Here is a 15419-nt window from a genome sequence, read left to right as displayed (position 1 = left end):
TTAGGTAGTGACGATGTCTTTGTAATAAGCAAATGCCTCAGGACGGTGCACCAACACATTGAAGAAGCCTTGCGCAACAATCTTAACCTGACCATCCACAGCGAGCGTGTAAGGATCTGTAAGAATGTCAATGCCGCCCCACTGTGCGATGTACAGCTCAGACCAGTCACCGAAGATCATTGCTGACAGCGAGTCAGAAGCAGATCCTTTGTCCAGGTCAGAAGGGACCATGTTGGACATTACCACAGGGTAACCAAGAAGGTTGTCTCCTTCCAGAATGAATTTGTCAGAGCCAGTTGCAATCGGTGTATTTGCCAGTGATCCTTGCGTTGCAGCATTAAGAAGCCATGCAAGGCGACGGCCGCGAATATTCCTTTTGAGGAGCGCAGTGCGAAGGGTAATGATGTTTGCCCGGGTCAATGGTCCACCGTTAGTTCCGAGTCCAGAAACGTTGATACTAGCAACGCCAGTGTGGTTCAGGATACCTGTAGGCTGGTTGTTAGTGCCTGTTCCAGAGATCGCTGCAATATCAACCCCCTCAGAAATAGCGTATGCAATTTCCTCACGAATCTGGCGCTCAACGCTTGGAGCAGTTTGACGGATGAATTGAAGCGACTGGATTGTGTAAGTACCAAGACGCTTAGGGCTCAACTCGTCAGCCGCGAATTTCACGTTTGATTTGTCAAGTGCGCCAACCTCAGGTTTCCAGGATGCTACCGGACGCTGAGTCAAGCGAGTGAAGGCAACATTGCCCACCAAGTCATTCAGATAAGTACATCCCAGCTGACGAGTCACCAAGGCATTGCGCAGCATGTCCAGAATGGACAAGTCATCGCGTACATCTTTGGAAACTACCGCAGCACCGTCTTCTGGCTGTGTCGGCATAGTTACCGAGTTGTCGCGTTTTGAAATCAACCTTGAAGGGATTGCAAACCCGCGAATCTCTTGCCCGAGTTCTTTTGCCTCTTTAACGCCTTCCTCGTGCACCTCTTTTTCAACTCCGTCCAGCGGTTTCTGATCAACTTGCGAACGGATCATTTTAAGTACCGAGTAGTTGCGCAGGTTCTTCTCGTCCTTTGATTCCTTGGGAGCTTCGCCGCCTACATTGAAGTTGCCAGTCATTGCGCGTTGCGCAGCAAAGTCCTCCTGCTTGCGTTTGTTCTCGATTTGTTTTTCGAGTGCCGCCTTCTCCTCCAATAATGCATCAAACTGTTTCTGCTCGTCGTCGGACAGTTCGCGCTTCTCGGATTTTGCCTTGTCAAGCAGGGCCTGGGCATCAGCAACTTTCTGATTGCGTTCTTCCTGCACTTCTCTAAGCGTTTTCATACTTGAATTATTTGTTTTTAGTTTGATGAAGTGTATTCTGTAATGAGTTTGAGCCTGTTTTGGGCATATTGAAGCTTGTATGCTGGCTCAGGTGTATTTTGCTCTTGTGCTTGTTTTTCCCGCTTTTCAAGCTCTTCTTTGAATGCATCCAATGAGCGCTTTGCAACTTGGCTGGTTGATGCCGGGTAAGCAGGGGTAGTTACCGCTGACAGGTCGTAAAGCCGAGATACTTTTTTCACGTGTCGGATGTAAACTTGGTTGGCTTTGTCGTATTCCCAGCTATCGCCGTCTTCGGCAATTGTAAAGGCGAAAGAGCTTCCTTTGATGTCTCCCCTTTTCATAGGTTCAAGTACCAGGTCACGGATGGTCTGAGTGGAAGGCGCGTCAATTTCGTAGTAGATACCGTCAGGCTGAATGTTAAACCGCATCGTGCCACTGGAAGACCTGCCAAGCACGTAGTTGCTGTCATGGTTAAACAGGCCCACAACGTCGCTCATGTCTGCTTCTGCAAATGCATCCTTGTCGATGTATTCGTAAAAGCCGCCCAGGTTTTCAGACCGTTGCCCGAAGACAACCCCCATGCCTGAAATGACATCCTTGCCGTTTTCGCGGGTTTCAATCTTCGGACTGGATACCGGTTGGAACCGTAACTCCTTCTCCATTGCTTTTGCCTTTTAGTATTTCCTCTGCCTTGTCAAGAGGCATCATGTTCTGCTGAATCCAGTGCTGGTCGCCGCCTTCTACGGAGGGTAGTTCGTCCCAGGCTCTTACTTCATTTTGGCTGTACACGCCGTTTTGGATCATCTTAGCCACGAACTCCGCGTATGACTTATGGTCGCCCCTTAGCAGGTTGCGGAAGTTGTGTTTTGTATAGTATCCTTTGCGCTGCTCATTGAAGGTTAGGCACTTGTAGTTAATCTCTTGTTCAAGCTGCACTGCCTTGGGAATGATCACTGTATTGGTTACCCCGATGAAGTTCTGCTCTAAGCCGGTACCCCACGAGGTTTGTTTTTCTGTGTCTCCAAGCATGGCCAGTGGAAGGCCGAAGAACTTGGCAATGTCTTTGTCGCTTTGATTCAGGAACTCGATTACCTGGCTTTCAACTGGGCTTCTGCCTACTGGTTTGTAATCTGCACCGGCCCCAAGAACTGCAAGTCCTGACTGATCTTTCAATGCATTCAGGAACCGGTCTTTAAATATCTTGGCCGATTCTGCATCCTTAGCAGGAAGGTCAGTGGTCAAGATGCCTGAGATAAACGCATTCTTCTCGTAGTACTGATTGGCGTACTTGCGCGTCAGTAGGTTAAGCTTTAACGTCTCTGCTTGCCACTTCACGACCGACTGCCCGCAGCTTCCGTCAAGGCTCATGTCTTTCAGGAAAATGACATCATCTTCTGCAAGCATTAACCCCTTTGTAACGCCTGGCTCGTTGTCAATCTGGAAAAAGTAAGCACCTGTATCGGGATCCACTTTGACCGAAACCTTCGAGGATGCGTAAGGAATCAATGAGTAAACATTGCCCTCTCCATCCCGCAGAATCCGAGCTACCGCATATCCATATACGAGCATGTTTGCAATGAGTGTCCTACGGAAGATGTAGGGACTCATTCTGGCATTGGGCCGCGTGTGAATCAGGTAATGAAGCCGGTGATCTTTGGCTACTTTTGAACCTCCATCTGGCAAAGAACGATAAACAGAGTAAGGCTGAGCCGCAATTAGGTCTGATATGAGCCTTACCGCCGAGTAGAATGTACTTAAGCTCATTGCCGATACCGCATTCACGCTCACATGGATTGGATCAAGTCCCAGCATACGCAGAAAGGACGCCTCCAAATCGGGAACATGGTTCACCGTGTTTTGCAGCATCCGCGTTTCTGGCTCCTTTTCAAGCGTACCAGATCCAAACCATTTTTGCAGTAGATTAGGCAAGATTTACCCTGTTTCTACGAATTTATGGCCGTTTCGCAGCGTTTTTGGTAACTAATAATTACTTTTTATAGGTATATTGGAATATCAAAGAATGAGAAAATGAAGCATGGAGAGCGACTTTGAGCCGGTAGCGATAATTGAATGCGGCAGTGTTGATCGGGCAAGTGAAGCCTATGTGGTTTTTAAATGGGTGGGAGAAGAACTTTGCAGGAAAATAGGGCAAAGCGTAACAGTCCGGCTTGCTTCCGTTGATCGCGGATGGGGATGTGAATTTATCTTGCCAGATTTTGAAAATGCTACCTACTCGACCACGTACAGCCCGATCTACGTGAAGCAGGCATTAACTGATTTTGCGCTGCGGAAAGACTTTGTTTATAGCTTGGCGGGCAAGTTAAGGTATGCGATGCGCTGACTTTGGTTTGGCCGCATACAGGGCCCTTGTTTTGAAGCTTTCAAACGTACTGTATTTGGCGTCATACCCATTGTCCCGGCAGTAATCAACCACGGCATAGTAAGCATCCTGGATAGTCATTCCGCTTGCCCGGTGCTTGTCGAAGATTTTAAGAAAGCCCGCCTTTGTAAGTTGTAAATCTTTGTTTTCGAGGGTTACCATACATTGATATCATTAGAATACTGTGTTTCGTAGTGCCATGCCCTGTACTCCCCAAGGGCCATAATATCTGAGATTACTCCATCAATCTTATCCTTAGACTTTCCCTTATCTGGCTTAATGTAGGTTGCATCATCCTCATCAATTGGAGAACTCTGCTCAATACGATTCAGGACCACATTGCCGAGCATCCAATTCATTACAGGGTTGCCGTCGTGCATAGTTGGGATTTCTACACCATCTCGATCTACAAATCCATTCCGCATGATGTCATCATACTCTTTTGTTGGCACACTGAAGGCTTTGATGCTTTGATCAAATGGCTGCAGCCTATCCTCATACTTTGATTTAGTCTTACCATTTCCGGGGACATAGATGGGACTCAATTCATCATTTAGCTCCGTTACCAGCTGACTTGAATTAAACCGGTCGTAACCAATGAAACGCATATCATAATACTCTGCACAGTGTCGGAGGTCATTTTTAAGATATTCGTAGTTGATGTTAGCCGTTTGCCCTGCAACAATGAGCCAGCCTTCCTGAATCCACTTATCGTAGTTAATCCCAGATTTGCGCTGCTTGCCGATCATAGCTTTGGTCGTATACAGGAAGCGCATGAAGTAGTTATAGTCTGGGAAGTAAAAGGACATTGCGCAGATATCCTTAGTGCTCGCTAAGTCGATTCCTCCGTAGCATACAGCCCCCTTTGGTGGCTTGAATTCAGGTTTGGCGCGCGCCTGGTACTTGTCTGCCGGAATCCAGATGCTGGATGAGCTGGTCCAGATGTTCAAGTGCTTTGTCAGAAAGTCAACCTTCTTTTCGCCCGAGTTATTCGCCTCGTTTTTTGCTTCGATCAAGTACTCAATCTGAACAGAAACTCCATAGTTAGGATTGGCTTTCTTCCAATATTCAGGATTCTGCCAATTTTCTGCTGCTTCATCCTCATCTTCCGGATCCAGGCCGTAAATCATACAGAAAATGTTTTCGATCTTGGCTAGTCCAGAAAGAATTTTCAGGCATAAGTCGCGGAATTCATAACATGGGCATTCGACATCATCGCCTGCCGTTGTAATGGTAAAGAACAGCGGTTGAGATCGGGCCGCCATACCGCTACGAAGGGAATTTTTTAGGTCGTTAGTTTTTTGAACGTGGTACTCATCAAATGAAACGCAGCTCGATCCCTTACCCTCTGTACCATCACCATCATTGGCAACGGTAGTCATAATTGACTCCGATTGATGGTGGATCATTACGTAGGTCTGAATCTCCAATCGCTTGCGGATATGCGGCGAAGCCTTGGCCATACTTTTTGCAGCACGAAAACAGATGTTTGCCTGCTTGGTATTGTAGGCAGCCGCATACACCTCAGCAGATCCTTCGCCATCCATCATTAGCATGTAAAGTGAAATGCCAGAGGCTAATTCCGATTTGCCGTTCTTTTTGGGAATTTCAATGTAGGCTTCAGTAAAGCGCCTTTTGCCATTTGATTTCTTTTTCCAACCGAAGATGTTAGCAACGATAAAGCATTGCCAGGGCTGCAGCACGAAAGGCTTACCCTTCCAGTCTCCTTTTGTAAAGCAAAGCAGAGCAAAGAAGCTCAACGCCTTTTGAGCAGCGGTCGCGTCGAAGTAGAAGTTGGATTCGGTTTGATCCAGATCGCTGTAAAATCTTTCGATCGCCTGCTTAATCGGCCGGCTCACATTGATCTTGCCGGACCTGACATCTTTGGCGTATTGGTAAGCACTCTTTAAATCGTTCAGCAGCTCCATCTACATCTTACTTATTTTCTCGAAAGGATCCTCCTCTTCTTCTATCGCCGCCTTGATTTTGTTTCGGGAAGTAGGCGTCATGCCGAAGTCCGCAAGCATCCGAAACAGGTCCCTTGTGGAGTTTAAAATGATCGTGTACTTGGGGTCGATCTTCTGGACCATAGCTCCTACATCTGAGATATGAGTGATGATGTAATCGTCTGATTTTTTGAAATCCTTCATCATCATCGTAAGCCGGTCATACTCCATGCAGAGAAGACCAAATGCGATTGCATCGGTCTCTTTCAGAATACCATTTTTATTGAGGACCGGATACCAACTAGTCCAATGCTTACGCGCCTCTTCACTCAGCCAGGCCGGAGGCGTAGAATCCAGCGGTACGGACACATTAAGCCTGTCAGAGTGCCTGTCATTTCTCAAATTACCCTCTCGCTTCAACTGTTCGGTCGGCTTGGAGGGTCTACCTTTTGCAGCCATTTTTCAATTTCTCTTTTCCGGGGGAATTGTCCCCGATTTTTGACATAATGTAAAGACGACTGGCCGGGCGGTTGCCAAAAAAGGTCATTTTGACTTTTGCCCTCCCCCTCCCGGTCGATGTAGTAGGGGTACTACAAGGGGGTATGGGGCTACTACAAGCTCGAATTGCACTTTTACAAGAAATTAGGGGTGTAAACCCGCATTTCAGTGCATCATCGTTGCACTTTTCCATTATTGACGCCATTTCTACGCCTTTGATATTGCTTCGCTCTCTCCCATTTGGCATCTATCATCCTCAGGGATTCGTCGATCACTCGGCTTCGCCCTCTCTGCATCGCTATCGTTCCCCGCAACTGCCAGTACTGATCCTCAGTCATTTCCAACCATGACCGCTCAGCCTTCTCCTTTGAGCCATTCGTCTTCTCTCGCTTCGCCGCTTCGTTCTTATCTCGTATCAACCTCCATGAGGTCGTCAACACCGCTCCTGCTGTCATCAATGATGCAGGATAAAGGATGTAATCTAGTATCCAGTTAAATGCTTCAGGTGTCATTCGCTTGCTTATTACTCTCTACCTCTCATTTCATCCAGCCACTTATCCTTGTCCGGTACATCTTTCCATGACTTAGTTCCTTGCTCAATCAGGCCTTCGATGTAGTCTTTGTCGTATCCGTTTGGCCTCTTAGAGGTTGAGTCCATATCTGGGCTATTTAGGTGTTTGCGTGTCTCGCCTTTTACGGTGATGTAGGTCGTCATGGCCATGAGATTGAATATATGCCTTGATCAAAGACATTAACTTTATATCCTTGTCGATCAAGCCATGCAAGAGTATTGCCGTCTAGGTCTTTCTCTACAATGAAGGAACCCCCTTTACTTGCCACCTCTGATATGCGCACAATGATATCCATTATTCGCATTGTGATTTCCGGTGCACTATTCTTGTTGGTTAGCTCTCTAGCTTCAATTGCCGTGATACTTATCGATTTAGTTGTTTCATCCTTTCCCTATTCTCCACCGCTGTCTTAGCATCGTGGCACCGCTTGCACAGGCTTTGCAGGTTATCCGGCTCAAAGGCTGCTCCTCCCTGCTCTAATGGGATAATGTGGTCTACCTGAGTTGCAAGGGTTAATCTGTCTTGTCTTTCGCACTCCTGGCATTCAGGTTTTCTTCTCAGCTGAGCAGGTCTTACTTCGTCTCTCCATCTTCTGCTATCACGGATCTTTCTTACTGCTTTACCGTGATCTGTTTGAGACTTTTGAGGCTTGCTTAACCAGGGGAGACGGCGCATTATTCGGTAAAGCCAATAAAAGACGCCGTACCAACACAAACCCTATCATCTGTCCCTTCCAGAGCTACTGGTTTAAATGAACTTTCAGGCGCGATCCTTCTTAATGGGCTGGATGATTCGATCACATCAAATTCGCCTGTGTATATTTTACCATCCCATGTCTTTGCAGTCCATGTCCATTTTGGCGCGCTCACTGGCGCAGGCTGTATTGGATGATATTTAATTGGGCATGACTCCGCAGTTAGGATTTGATCAACGGCATTATCCGCATCCTTAACATTGAAAGCAGTGATCGCGCCTGCAACCCCTGCGAGTAAATGAGAGAAAAAGTGTTTTCTGTTCATAATTGATTTAGGCCGGCTCATAGGTCTTTTCAAAAATATCTGGCTTGCAAGGATAGAACTCGCCATTTACTCCGCGGATGATCCAGTCTCCCAGCGAAGCCTCCATAACACCTTCAAGCGTTGGAATAAGAATTTTATCTTCCCGAGGCATCGAAGCATCAGCACCCAATCTCCATGACCGCTTTATGTTCATGTGCTTAACGATTCTGAATCCTTCATAAGCGTCAGTGAATTGCCAAGCGTCAACTACAACTGGTTTCTTCCTGAACTTTCCCATATTTAGTTATTTACCCTTTCAACCTTTACTGGTACCAATACAAAGTCCTTTACTGCGTCAAAACCGTATCTTAAAGCCAACCAATCAACAGATACATCTTCTTCAAATATCGTAGGCCTTTTAGAGGCAAATAAGCATCCGCCTCGTTCAAGTCCCCATACTTTCGGATTGTCTCTATGTTGTAGGGCTTTCATAAGCTACTTGGATAGTTCCTTTACGAGCCTCTGAGTTACGCTACAAAACAGTGCGGTGAAAAAGCCTACCCAGTATTCAGGCCAATGCCAAGCCCTGCCAAAATGGATAACAAGAAAAGCTGCAACGCAACCGGCCAAAAACTCTTTCAGGCTCATATCCTTCTTTCGATTTAGTTACCTATCCGGTGATCCTACCTGAGCTCCTTTTGCTCGGGCCATTTCAAACATGACCTCTTTGAGGGCGAAGTATTCAGCATCGTCCTCAAATGAAAGATCGACAAGACCATTTCTGATCTTGCCGTGCTTTCTGGACTTATAGCGTTCTGCGAGGATCTTGCGCGCTGCTCTTACTGGTATGTTCTCTGCGATCTTCATTACCCTAATTTACAGATATTACACCAAAAAACAATCACATATTTAAGATTAAGTTGCGCAAAGTTTGAGTTATTTTACAGGATCAGGAGAGCTAATATTTGCACTCATATCATCCGTCCCTATCACGTAATTAGCAAACCACACTGCCGTTGTCACTTGGTTTGATGTCCGATAAATTCCGAACTTAGGATAGAAGGCGTTCGGGGCGTTTTCGCTGTAACCGATTGGAATAGGGTTACCCGAAGTTCCTGTAAGATTGCATACTTCTTTTCCATTCATCCAAAATTTCAGGACTGAACCGACGCCGCTGGCTTGTGCCACCACATTGATTACCCACCAGTTCCAAACACCACGTTTAATCTCAGTTTGTGCCCTCAATTGGCCGCTTGTGTCTGTTGGATTGGGGCTACCTTGTACGATTCCATTAAAACCCCTTGTAAAAAGCTTGATTGTGCCGGCATACGACAAGTCCATCGCCACTGCTGGTCCTGCTGTTGTTGAGTTTCCAGGAAAAGCGTCATGGTGCAGCTGCATTAAGCTGGTGTAGAAATCCGCGTTGTCGTATATAATATCTCCGCCTGGCTCCACCATAAACATCCCTCTCCACCATACGGATTGACCGAATTGCCCCTTGAAGTTGTTGTTTGGGAGGGAACTTTCGTTTTCATTCGGCATCCACTCTACACGCTCCTTATAAACGCCGTCCTGCTTGTTGCCGTTGGTGATGTCAGTAGGCCATATATCCCCTTTCCTGATCTCCATTCGGAACACTCCCCCTGTTGATGCGTTATTAGCTTTTTGGCAGTTCCACGGTTTTGAATCCCCCACAATACCTGCACTATTGTCCTTTGCCGGGTTCGGAGTTTGAAGTTTCCATTTACGGCCAAACCAGGTTCTTGTAGGAGGACTTGTCGGGCTGGTACCGTTGGATTGGTACACACTCTGCATGGTGTAAGGAGTGTAAGTCTCCTTGATGTTATCATCCAGATCTTTGTATTTCTTGTTCACGCCTAGCGCTGCATAAGCCGCGTCATTATTGCCATACACTGCATAATTGGACGTTTCAGTGCCGCCTGTTCCAGCTGGGATTGAAGCAATTTTTGCGTCTACGTACCCTTTATCAACAAGCGTCCTCGAATCATAGGTAGCCACTAAGTCGGCTGTGTATTTCAATGGTGAGCTGTGCGACTTAGCACCGTCAATAATCTGGGCTGTATTCCTATCAACAAAACCTCCCTGCACAAATGCTGTGGTAGCAATCTGGGTTGTACTGTTCCCCGATACCGGGGTTGGCGCGGTTGGCGTGCCAGTAAGACCTGGCGAATTAGCATCAGCCTTCGCGTTGGTCGCAGCTGTTACAAATGCTGTTGTGGCGATCTGGGTAGTGTTTGTTCCCGGAGTTGCAGTAGGCGCAAGTGGCGTTCCTGTTAATGTCGGAGACGCTGCATTGGCTTTTAAGCCTGCTGCTGCCGTGACAAAAGCCGTTGTTGCTAGCTGAGTAGTATTGGTGCCCGCTGCTGCTGTTGGGGCCGTGGGCGTTCCTGTCAGGGCAGGACTTGTTAAGTTCGCTTTTGGGGCTACCGCACTTGCAATGGCGGCCGCTTGTAGAGTGCTGACAGGTTTATCAATATCGCGCGTGTCATCAGTATTGCCTAACCCCACTTTCACTGCTGCAAGGCTCTTAATATAGCTTGGGTTGTCCACAGGCACAGCTGAATTAACAGGCGTAAAACCCAGCGCATCCTGTTTACCGGCTACCTGGCTTTGCAGCGTTGTCACTGTGTTATTTAATGTAAGGTCTTTCACGTATCGCCTAGCTCCCGCTACAATCGTTGTAGTGCCGTCATCAGCTGCTGAACTGCTTGCCATATAATAGAACAAACCCTTGATAGCAGGGTCAGTGATCATTACAACCGGCGAAGCGTCTGCTTCTCCTGCTCTTACCTGGGCAAGTGTCAGGGAGGGTATCCGGTCAGCGATAGTGTCCGTGATTGCAGTCAAAGCGTCTGTTATACCATAATTAGGCAGTTCAAGGAGTTTAACGCCTCTAATCGCCAGCGTCTTCTGCCGGGCGGTGCTTAATTTGCTCATTTTTTATCGTCGATGAAGTGGTTATTCTTAAGCAAGAGGCGAATCCTCAGGATCAGTAGGAGTACCACTCCCACCCTCTGTGCCCGCACCCGTAGATGTCAGGGCAATTACCTTTTCAAGTAGGTCGGCCATGTCTGTTGAATCCGGCGAAATGACCTGGGTATGATCGTCAATTTTAAATAAACTGTCTGCTCTATACGTAAGCTCTAAGTAAGGGTCGTTGAAGTTGGTGGTCAGGTCTCTTTTGTTGTAAGTCGCCATTCTTCCATCCACCGATACGCCCAAAATACTCCCCCTATTTGTCAGTACTATTTCCATTGGTCTTTATGATTACAGGCCTATTACCATCACTGATACCGGAGTTCCTGAGGCAGCCGGACGAACTCCAAGCACGTTAAGCCCGGTAGTTACAATTGACAAGCTGAGCGTAGTAGCTCCGCCCCGACTAAAAGCAAAAGTGCCCTGCTTGAAAGAGTTGGCATAGGCTTTTACCTGGCCAAATACCACATCATTCCCGTTCACGCTGTTTGGTTGGGGCGTACAGATCGCAATCCATGGCTGCTGCGTGAATATCGCAGTTCCATTGGTGGTATTATCATAGGTAAAGTTTACTGTTATCTCTCCGGAGGCGTTTACCGTTCCGTTTGCGATAACCGTTTTTGCGCCACCATTCATTTGTAATACCGCATGCGGCAGAGTGATGTTTTTTGTATTTACCCGCAGGAATCGCCCGGTCGTTACCTGGGTTGATGCGATCACATTTCCATATATCAAATCTTCATCAGCCGTTGATGATTCGTCCCACCAGTAAAGCCCGCCTCCGGAATCGCCAATCGTGTTCTTTCCTACTACCAGGTAAACAACCTCCGATTCCACGGCTTTGTTTTTAAGGTCAGCAATCGTGCTCGCGGTGGTTAGTGCTACATTTTTCATAGTGCTTACTTTATAGTGTTGTAGTCTTATTGAGCTGTCAATACAGGAGCACCGGCGTTTGAGGCCGTGAGCTTATAAACAGTGCCATTTGGAGCGGTAAAGTAAATCCCGCTGCTGACCGTTGGTAGGGCAATGCTTCCATAGATCTGAACCTGCTTATCACTTCCAAGATCCGTAGGAATAGTGCCCGCTGCTTGGAAAAATGCCTTACCGCTTGTTCCGAAATAGCCTGCTACCAACTGGCTTGTCGTTCCCTGACGTACGGTAATGTTATTCGTTGTCGTAGTCGTACCCATGTTATAGGATCCGCCCGATAGGTGGTTGGTGCCGTAAATGTTGTTAAACCTGAGAGACGTACTACCCAAGTCAATGGTTGCTGAAACAGTAGGCAGAACCGTAGCAGAAACGTTTGCCCCGGCAAATGTCGGAGCAGCTGAGAATGTCCAAATGCCTGAGGTTGACTTATCCCCTGTTAGGCCTGTTTGACTGCTATCTGTTGTGATGTAATTGGTAGGTGCAGAAGTGCCAGCAAGGGCCGCAATGACATAGGCAGTAGTGGCGATCTGCGTAGTGTTGGTATTTGCAGCAGCTGTCGGAGCTGTTGGAACGCCTGTTAATGCTGCGTTTGCCGCGTTGGCTTTTAAAGCAATGTTACCATCCAGCTTTTGAATAGCCTGCTGAACTGAGTCAGTCGCCGCAACAGTGCCTGCCCCTACTGTGTAGCCGGTCAAAATGTTATTTGCCTTTCCGGACAGGCCCGTATTCACAGCGTTGACGCTCGGGTATTTCGAGGCGCTGGCAGTAAGGTCCGCTGAAAGGTTATTAATGGTCTGATAAGTGCTGGACGCACTTGCCGACGTCAGGTAAGCTGAAAGTGCTGTATTTACCGCGTTTACGGACGGGTATTTGGTCGCACTCGCGGTCATGTCGGTGGAAAGATTGGCCAGCGTTTGATAGCTTCCAGATGCGCTTGAAGTCGTCAAATAAGCCGACAGCGCATTGATTACTGCATTAACAGAGGGATACTTGGTTGCGCTTGCCGTTAAATCTGTCGATAAGTTGGCCAAGGTCTGATAAGTACCAGCAGCAGATGCAGAAGTAAGATAACCAGCCGATGAAAGGGCTGTTACGTTTCCATTGATTTTCTGAATTGCTTGAAGAACTGTATCTGTCGCCGCCACTGTTCCTGCACCAGAAAGATACCCCGAAAGCACATTAGGCGCATATCCGGCAAGCGAATGGTTACCCCATCCAAAGGCAGCATCCCAGTTGGTTACCTTCCCGCTGGTGATCGTGTCAAGCGTTGTCTTGTTTGCGTGGGTATGCTGGTTAGTAAAAGCTAAGTCCCAGTTGCCGGTCTTTGTGCTGGTTATCCCGTCCAACACCGGCTTGTTTAAATGACTATGTGAATTCTGAGCCGCGCCATTCCAAGAATCAAGAGCATTTGGATCAATCTGGTCTAAAAGATCCTTGTTATCATGAGTGTGAGAATTAACAGCCGCCCCGTTCCAATCATTGATATTCGTATTGCTGATGGCAAAGGCCGGAGAACTTCGGAATACTGGATCATTTTCAGGACCAGTACCGCCTTCCACCATTTCAGTAGTGTCCAGCAGGTCTACAATCTTGGATTGCAGGTCGGTCATGTCGGTGGCTGCGATGTTGTCGATTTCAACAACCGAGCTAATTTGAAAGACCGTTTCGTTGTTATAAAAGAGCGTCAGAAATGGATCGTTAAGCAAAGTAACCACGTCTCCTTTTGGGTAAGACTTGGATACTCCGTTACGAGCCACAATCAAGTTTGATCCCTGACTGGTTAGCGTAATTGCCATTTATTTTATCGTAGATGAAGTGTAGCAATCTCAATCAGGGGACATACAATATTGGGGCAGGCAGAGCCCACCCCCTATTGCTAGTTCACTCACCCCTTTACTTTGTCTCTTAAATGCCCCCAGCCAATTTGCCGGGGGCTACTCTCTCGTCGTACGGCCACACGGGCATGGCAACTGTCTGAGATTGGATCTTATCCATGCTGTAGATCCGACATTCCTCACGTGCTTTTACGGCCTTCTCTGATTATGGTTGTTGCGAGGGTCAGACTCGAACTGACGACCTTTGGGTTATGAGCCCAACGAGCTACCAACTGCTCCACCTCACTGTAGTGACTTAGCAGACTTTCTTACCGTCTGCCAGGGATTCCGGCGTGTCAATCAGCCTATTGATGTAGATGTCGTTTATAGGGTAACGGTTTGGTTTATACGTTCAAATATACGCGCTAGTATGTTGATTAACAAGAGCCTACTACATAAATGTAATTTTTGAATGATCTGGCAATGAAAACCCGAACGCCTTCTTAAAAATCCCCCTTGAATAGACTATTGGCCTGCCATTTTCGCCCAGCACCTCAGTTACTAATCCACGATAGACAAAGTGCCCGCTGCTAGTATCGTACCAGATGTTGACTAAGTGTTTTTTCATAATAAATGTTTATTAAAATTTCAGCTGTTAAAGAAAATGAGGTAAAAACTTTATTAAGCACTGTATCCGAGGGAGCGGATGAAATCAACCAAAGCGAAGACATTACCGATTTCATCTTGCTTTTCTTTCCCATGAGGATAGTATAAATAACATATAGTCCCATTGTCGCTGATTTCAATTTGAGTAGCGTCAGGACACATATCATCGTTGTAGCCGTATAGAGTCGTGCATGGACAATCATCATCAAACCTCGAGACGTCTTCAAACGTCCCCCCATAAGTCAAATGTTCATGTATTTTCTTGCACGCCTCTTTATCCTTATGGAGTTCGCTTAGTGGCTTCAATGACACACTTTTTGCTGCTGCTGCACCATCCCAAGGGTTGACTTCTCCTCTGTGCATCTTCACAATATCAAAGCTCGGCGGATAAATACCCAATGGTAGTTCTGCATCATTTTGAAGTGGCATCACTGCATTCGGTTTACGTGACGCAAAGATAGCTTTGCCAAATAGCTTACTTTTAAGAACGCTGCATAGAACTGATCGCTTCATGACCACGGATTATTCTTTATAGGTGGATACTCTGCAATTTCTTTTAGCTTCACATAAAGCCATAATAAAATAAAAGTCGTTACGCCAAGAGCTAATAAGCAGACGCAAACATGCAGCACCCAAATAAGTAAATATAGCGGCGTCATAAATCATGTTTTAAAGGATTATCAAGAAATAGCCCGCCCGCCTGTATGAATTGCAAGTCGTGCGACTCATTAGTCACTGGGTATTTTAGCCCATGCCAACCATTTATGAAGCTGCTTTGAACAGTCCGATTGTTATGATTTTTCAACCTTACTTCACACATGGCTAAAACCTTACATGTGGCAGGTAATATAATAGCCTCGTCTTCACCAATCTCATAGTATCCGGACTTCCATATTGCGGCGGAACCTTCAATTAAGAAGTCAGATAGTTCAAGTTTCTTCGGAGTAAACATCTGCTCAGTCATTTTTCATTGTCAATCCAGCTTACCAAAATACTTTCAAAGCCATTCATAACCAGCGCAATAAAGGTGTGTCTTCCGTCCAGAATTACGAACCGCCCATCTTCTCTGAAATGACCGATGGGACATGGAAATATTTGGTTAGGCGCATTCTGCTTTACCAATTCGTATTTCTCGCTGATGTCGCCTTTACTCATCGGATCCTTGCATAGCAAAACTACATTCTCAGTTTTGACATATCCTGTCTTGACGACTCCGCCGGGCTTTACAGAAATTGACTTGTCAATGAATATGTGAGGATGCATAGATCAAATCAGATTAACCACTTTAAATA

The 15419-nt window shown here is 46.7% G+C and carries 18 protein-coding genes and 1 tRNA gene; 1 reads left to right on the top strand and 18 read right to left on the bottom strand.

Going from position 1 to position 15419, the window contains the following annotated elements; genetic code table 11:
- From HWI92_RS01650 to HWI92_RS01640, 3 genes are read right to left on the bottom strand one after another with little or no spacing between them, the layout of a single operon-like run.
- Positions 1–1326, bottom strand: coding sequence for a phage major capsid protein (locus tag HWI92_RS01650; protein WP_204660471.1), 1326 nt, complete (start codon positions 1324–1326; stop codon positions 1–3).
- A gap of 17 nt (positions 1327–1343) precedes the next feature.
- Positions 1344–1988: an HK97 family phage prohead protease gene (locus HWI92_RS01645; protein ID WP_204660470.1), complete on the bottom strand. Its 645-nt coding sequence runs from the start codon at positions 1986–1988 to the stop codon at positions 1344–1346.
- On the bottom strand, positions 1942–3255 hold the full coding sequence (locus HWI92_RS01640) for a phage portal protein (protein ID WP_204660469.1): 1314 nt from the start codon (positions 3253–3255) through the stop codon (positions 1942–1944). Before HWI92_RS01640 ends, HWI92_RS01645 begins: the two co-directional genes overlap by 47 nt.
- Before the next feature lie 106 nt (positions 3256–3361).
- Here HWI92_RS01640 and HWI92_RS01635 point away from each other — a divergent pair, with 106 nt between their 5' ends.
- Entirely contained in the window at positions 3362–3667 is a 306-nt protein-coding gene (locus HWI92_RS01635) for a hypothetical protein (RefSeq protein ID WP_204660468.1), read from the top strand.
- Here HWI92_RS01635 and HWI92_RS01630 read toward each other — a convergent pair.
- The 15 genes from HWI92_RS01630 to HWI92_RS01565 all read right to left on the bottom strand — a co-directional run bounded on the left by HWI92_RS01630 (position 3647) and on the right by HWI92_RS01565 (position 15390).
- Positions 3647–3868, bottom strand: a complete 222-nt coding sequence (locus HWI92_RS01630) for a hypothetical protein (protein WP_204660467.1) — start codon at positions 3866–3868, stop codon at positions 3647–3649. The two genes, HWI92_RS01635 and HWI92_RS01630, sit on opposite strands and share 21 nt — an antisense overlap.
- Positions 3862–5634 (bottom strand): terminase large subunit, encoded by a 1773-nt coding sequence (locus tag HWI92_RS01625; protein ID WP_204660466.1) that lies wholly within the window; start codon positions 5632–5634, stop codon positions 3862–3864. The genes HWI92_RS01630 and HWI92_RS01625 overlap by 7 nt, the downstream gene beginning before the upstream one ends.
- On the bottom strand, positions 5635–6111 hold the full coding sequence (locus tag HWI92_RS01620; RefSeq protein ID WP_204660465.1) for a phage terminase small subunit P27 family: 477 nt from the start codon (positions 6109–6111) through the stop codon (positions 5635–5637).
- Between the two features lie 562 nt (positions 6112–6673).
- On the bottom strand, positions 6674–6808 hold the full coding sequence (locus tag HWI92_RS25390) for a hypothetical protein (RefSeq protein ID WP_262897684.1): 135 nt from the start codon (positions 6806–6808) through the stop codon (positions 6674–6676).
- A gap of 277 nt (positions 6809–7085) precedes the next feature.
- The gene (locus HWI92_RS25515; protein ID WP_204660464.1) at positions 7086–7397 is read right to left on the bottom strand and encodes an HNH endonuclease signature motif containing protein; all 312 of its coding nucleotides are present in this window, start codon (positions 7395–7397) and stop codon (positions 7086–7088) included.
- A complete protein-coding gene (locus tag HWI92_RS01610; protein WP_204660463.1) occupies positions 7397–7741 on the bottom strand; it encodes a hypothetical protein in 345 nt (114 codons plus the stop codon). The genes HWI92_RS25515 and HWI92_RS01610 overlap by 1 nt, the downstream gene beginning before the upstream one ends.
- Positions 7742–7748: 7 nt before the next feature.
- Complete coding sequence (locus HWI92_RS01605) at positions 7749–7934, bottom strand: hypothetical protein (protein ID WP_204664866.1); 186 nt, start codon at positions 7932–7934, stop codon at positions 7749–7751.
- A 452-nt stretch (positions 7935–8386) separates the two neighbouring features.
- Positions 8387–8587, bottom strand: coding sequence for a hypothetical protein (locus HWI92_RS01600; protein ID WP_204660462.1), 201 nt, complete (start codon positions 8585–8587; stop codon positions 8387–8389).
- A gap of 69 nt (positions 8588–8656) precedes the next feature.
- Entirely contained in the window at positions 8657–10678 is a 2022-nt protein-coding gene (locus HWI92_RS01595; protein ID WP_204660461.1) for a heparin lyase I family protein, read from the bottom strand.
- A 27-nt stretch (positions 10679–10705) separates the two neighbouring features.
- Positions 10706–10963: a hypothetical protein gene (locus tag HWI92_RS01590; protein ID WP_204660460.1), complete on the bottom strand. Its 258-nt coding sequence runs from the start codon at positions 10961–10963 to the stop codon at positions 10706–10708.
- Between the two features lie 45 nt (positions 10964–11008).
- Complete coding sequence (locus HWI92_RS01585; RefSeq protein ID WP_204660459.1) at positions 11009–11611, bottom strand: hypothetical protein; 603 nt, start codon at positions 11609–11611, stop codon at positions 11009–11011.
- A 26-nt stretch (positions 11612–11637) separates the two neighbouring features.
- Positions 11638–13443 (bottom strand): hypothetical protein, encoded by a 1806-nt coding sequence (locus tag HWI92_RS01580; protein WP_204660458.1) that lies wholly within the window; start codon positions 13441–13443, stop codon positions 11638–11640.
- 253 nt (positions 13444–13696) lie between these two features.
- Positions 13697–13769 (bottom strand) — tRNA-Met (locus HWI92_RS01575).
- 373 nt (positions 13770–14142) lie between these two features.
- Entirely contained in the window at positions 14143–14640 is a 498-nt protein-coding gene (locus tag HWI92_RS01570) for a hypothetical protein (RefSeq protein WP_204660457.1), read from the bottom strand.
- A 447-nt stretch (positions 14641–15087) separates the two neighbouring features.
- Positions 15088–15390 (bottom strand): hypothetical protein, encoded by a 303-nt coding sequence (locus HWI92_RS01565; protein WP_204660456.1) that lies wholly within the window; start codon positions 15388–15390, stop codon positions 15088–15090.
- Between the last annotated feature and the right edge of the window lie 29 nt (positions 15391–15419).

The organism is Dyadobacter sandarakinus (assembly GCF_016894445.1).
Taxonomy (GTDB): Bacteria; Bacteroidota; Bacteroidia; order Cytophagales; family Spirosomataceae; genus Dyadobacter; species Dyadobacter sandarakinus.
This window is presented reverse-complemented; position numbering and strand designations above follow the sequence as displayed.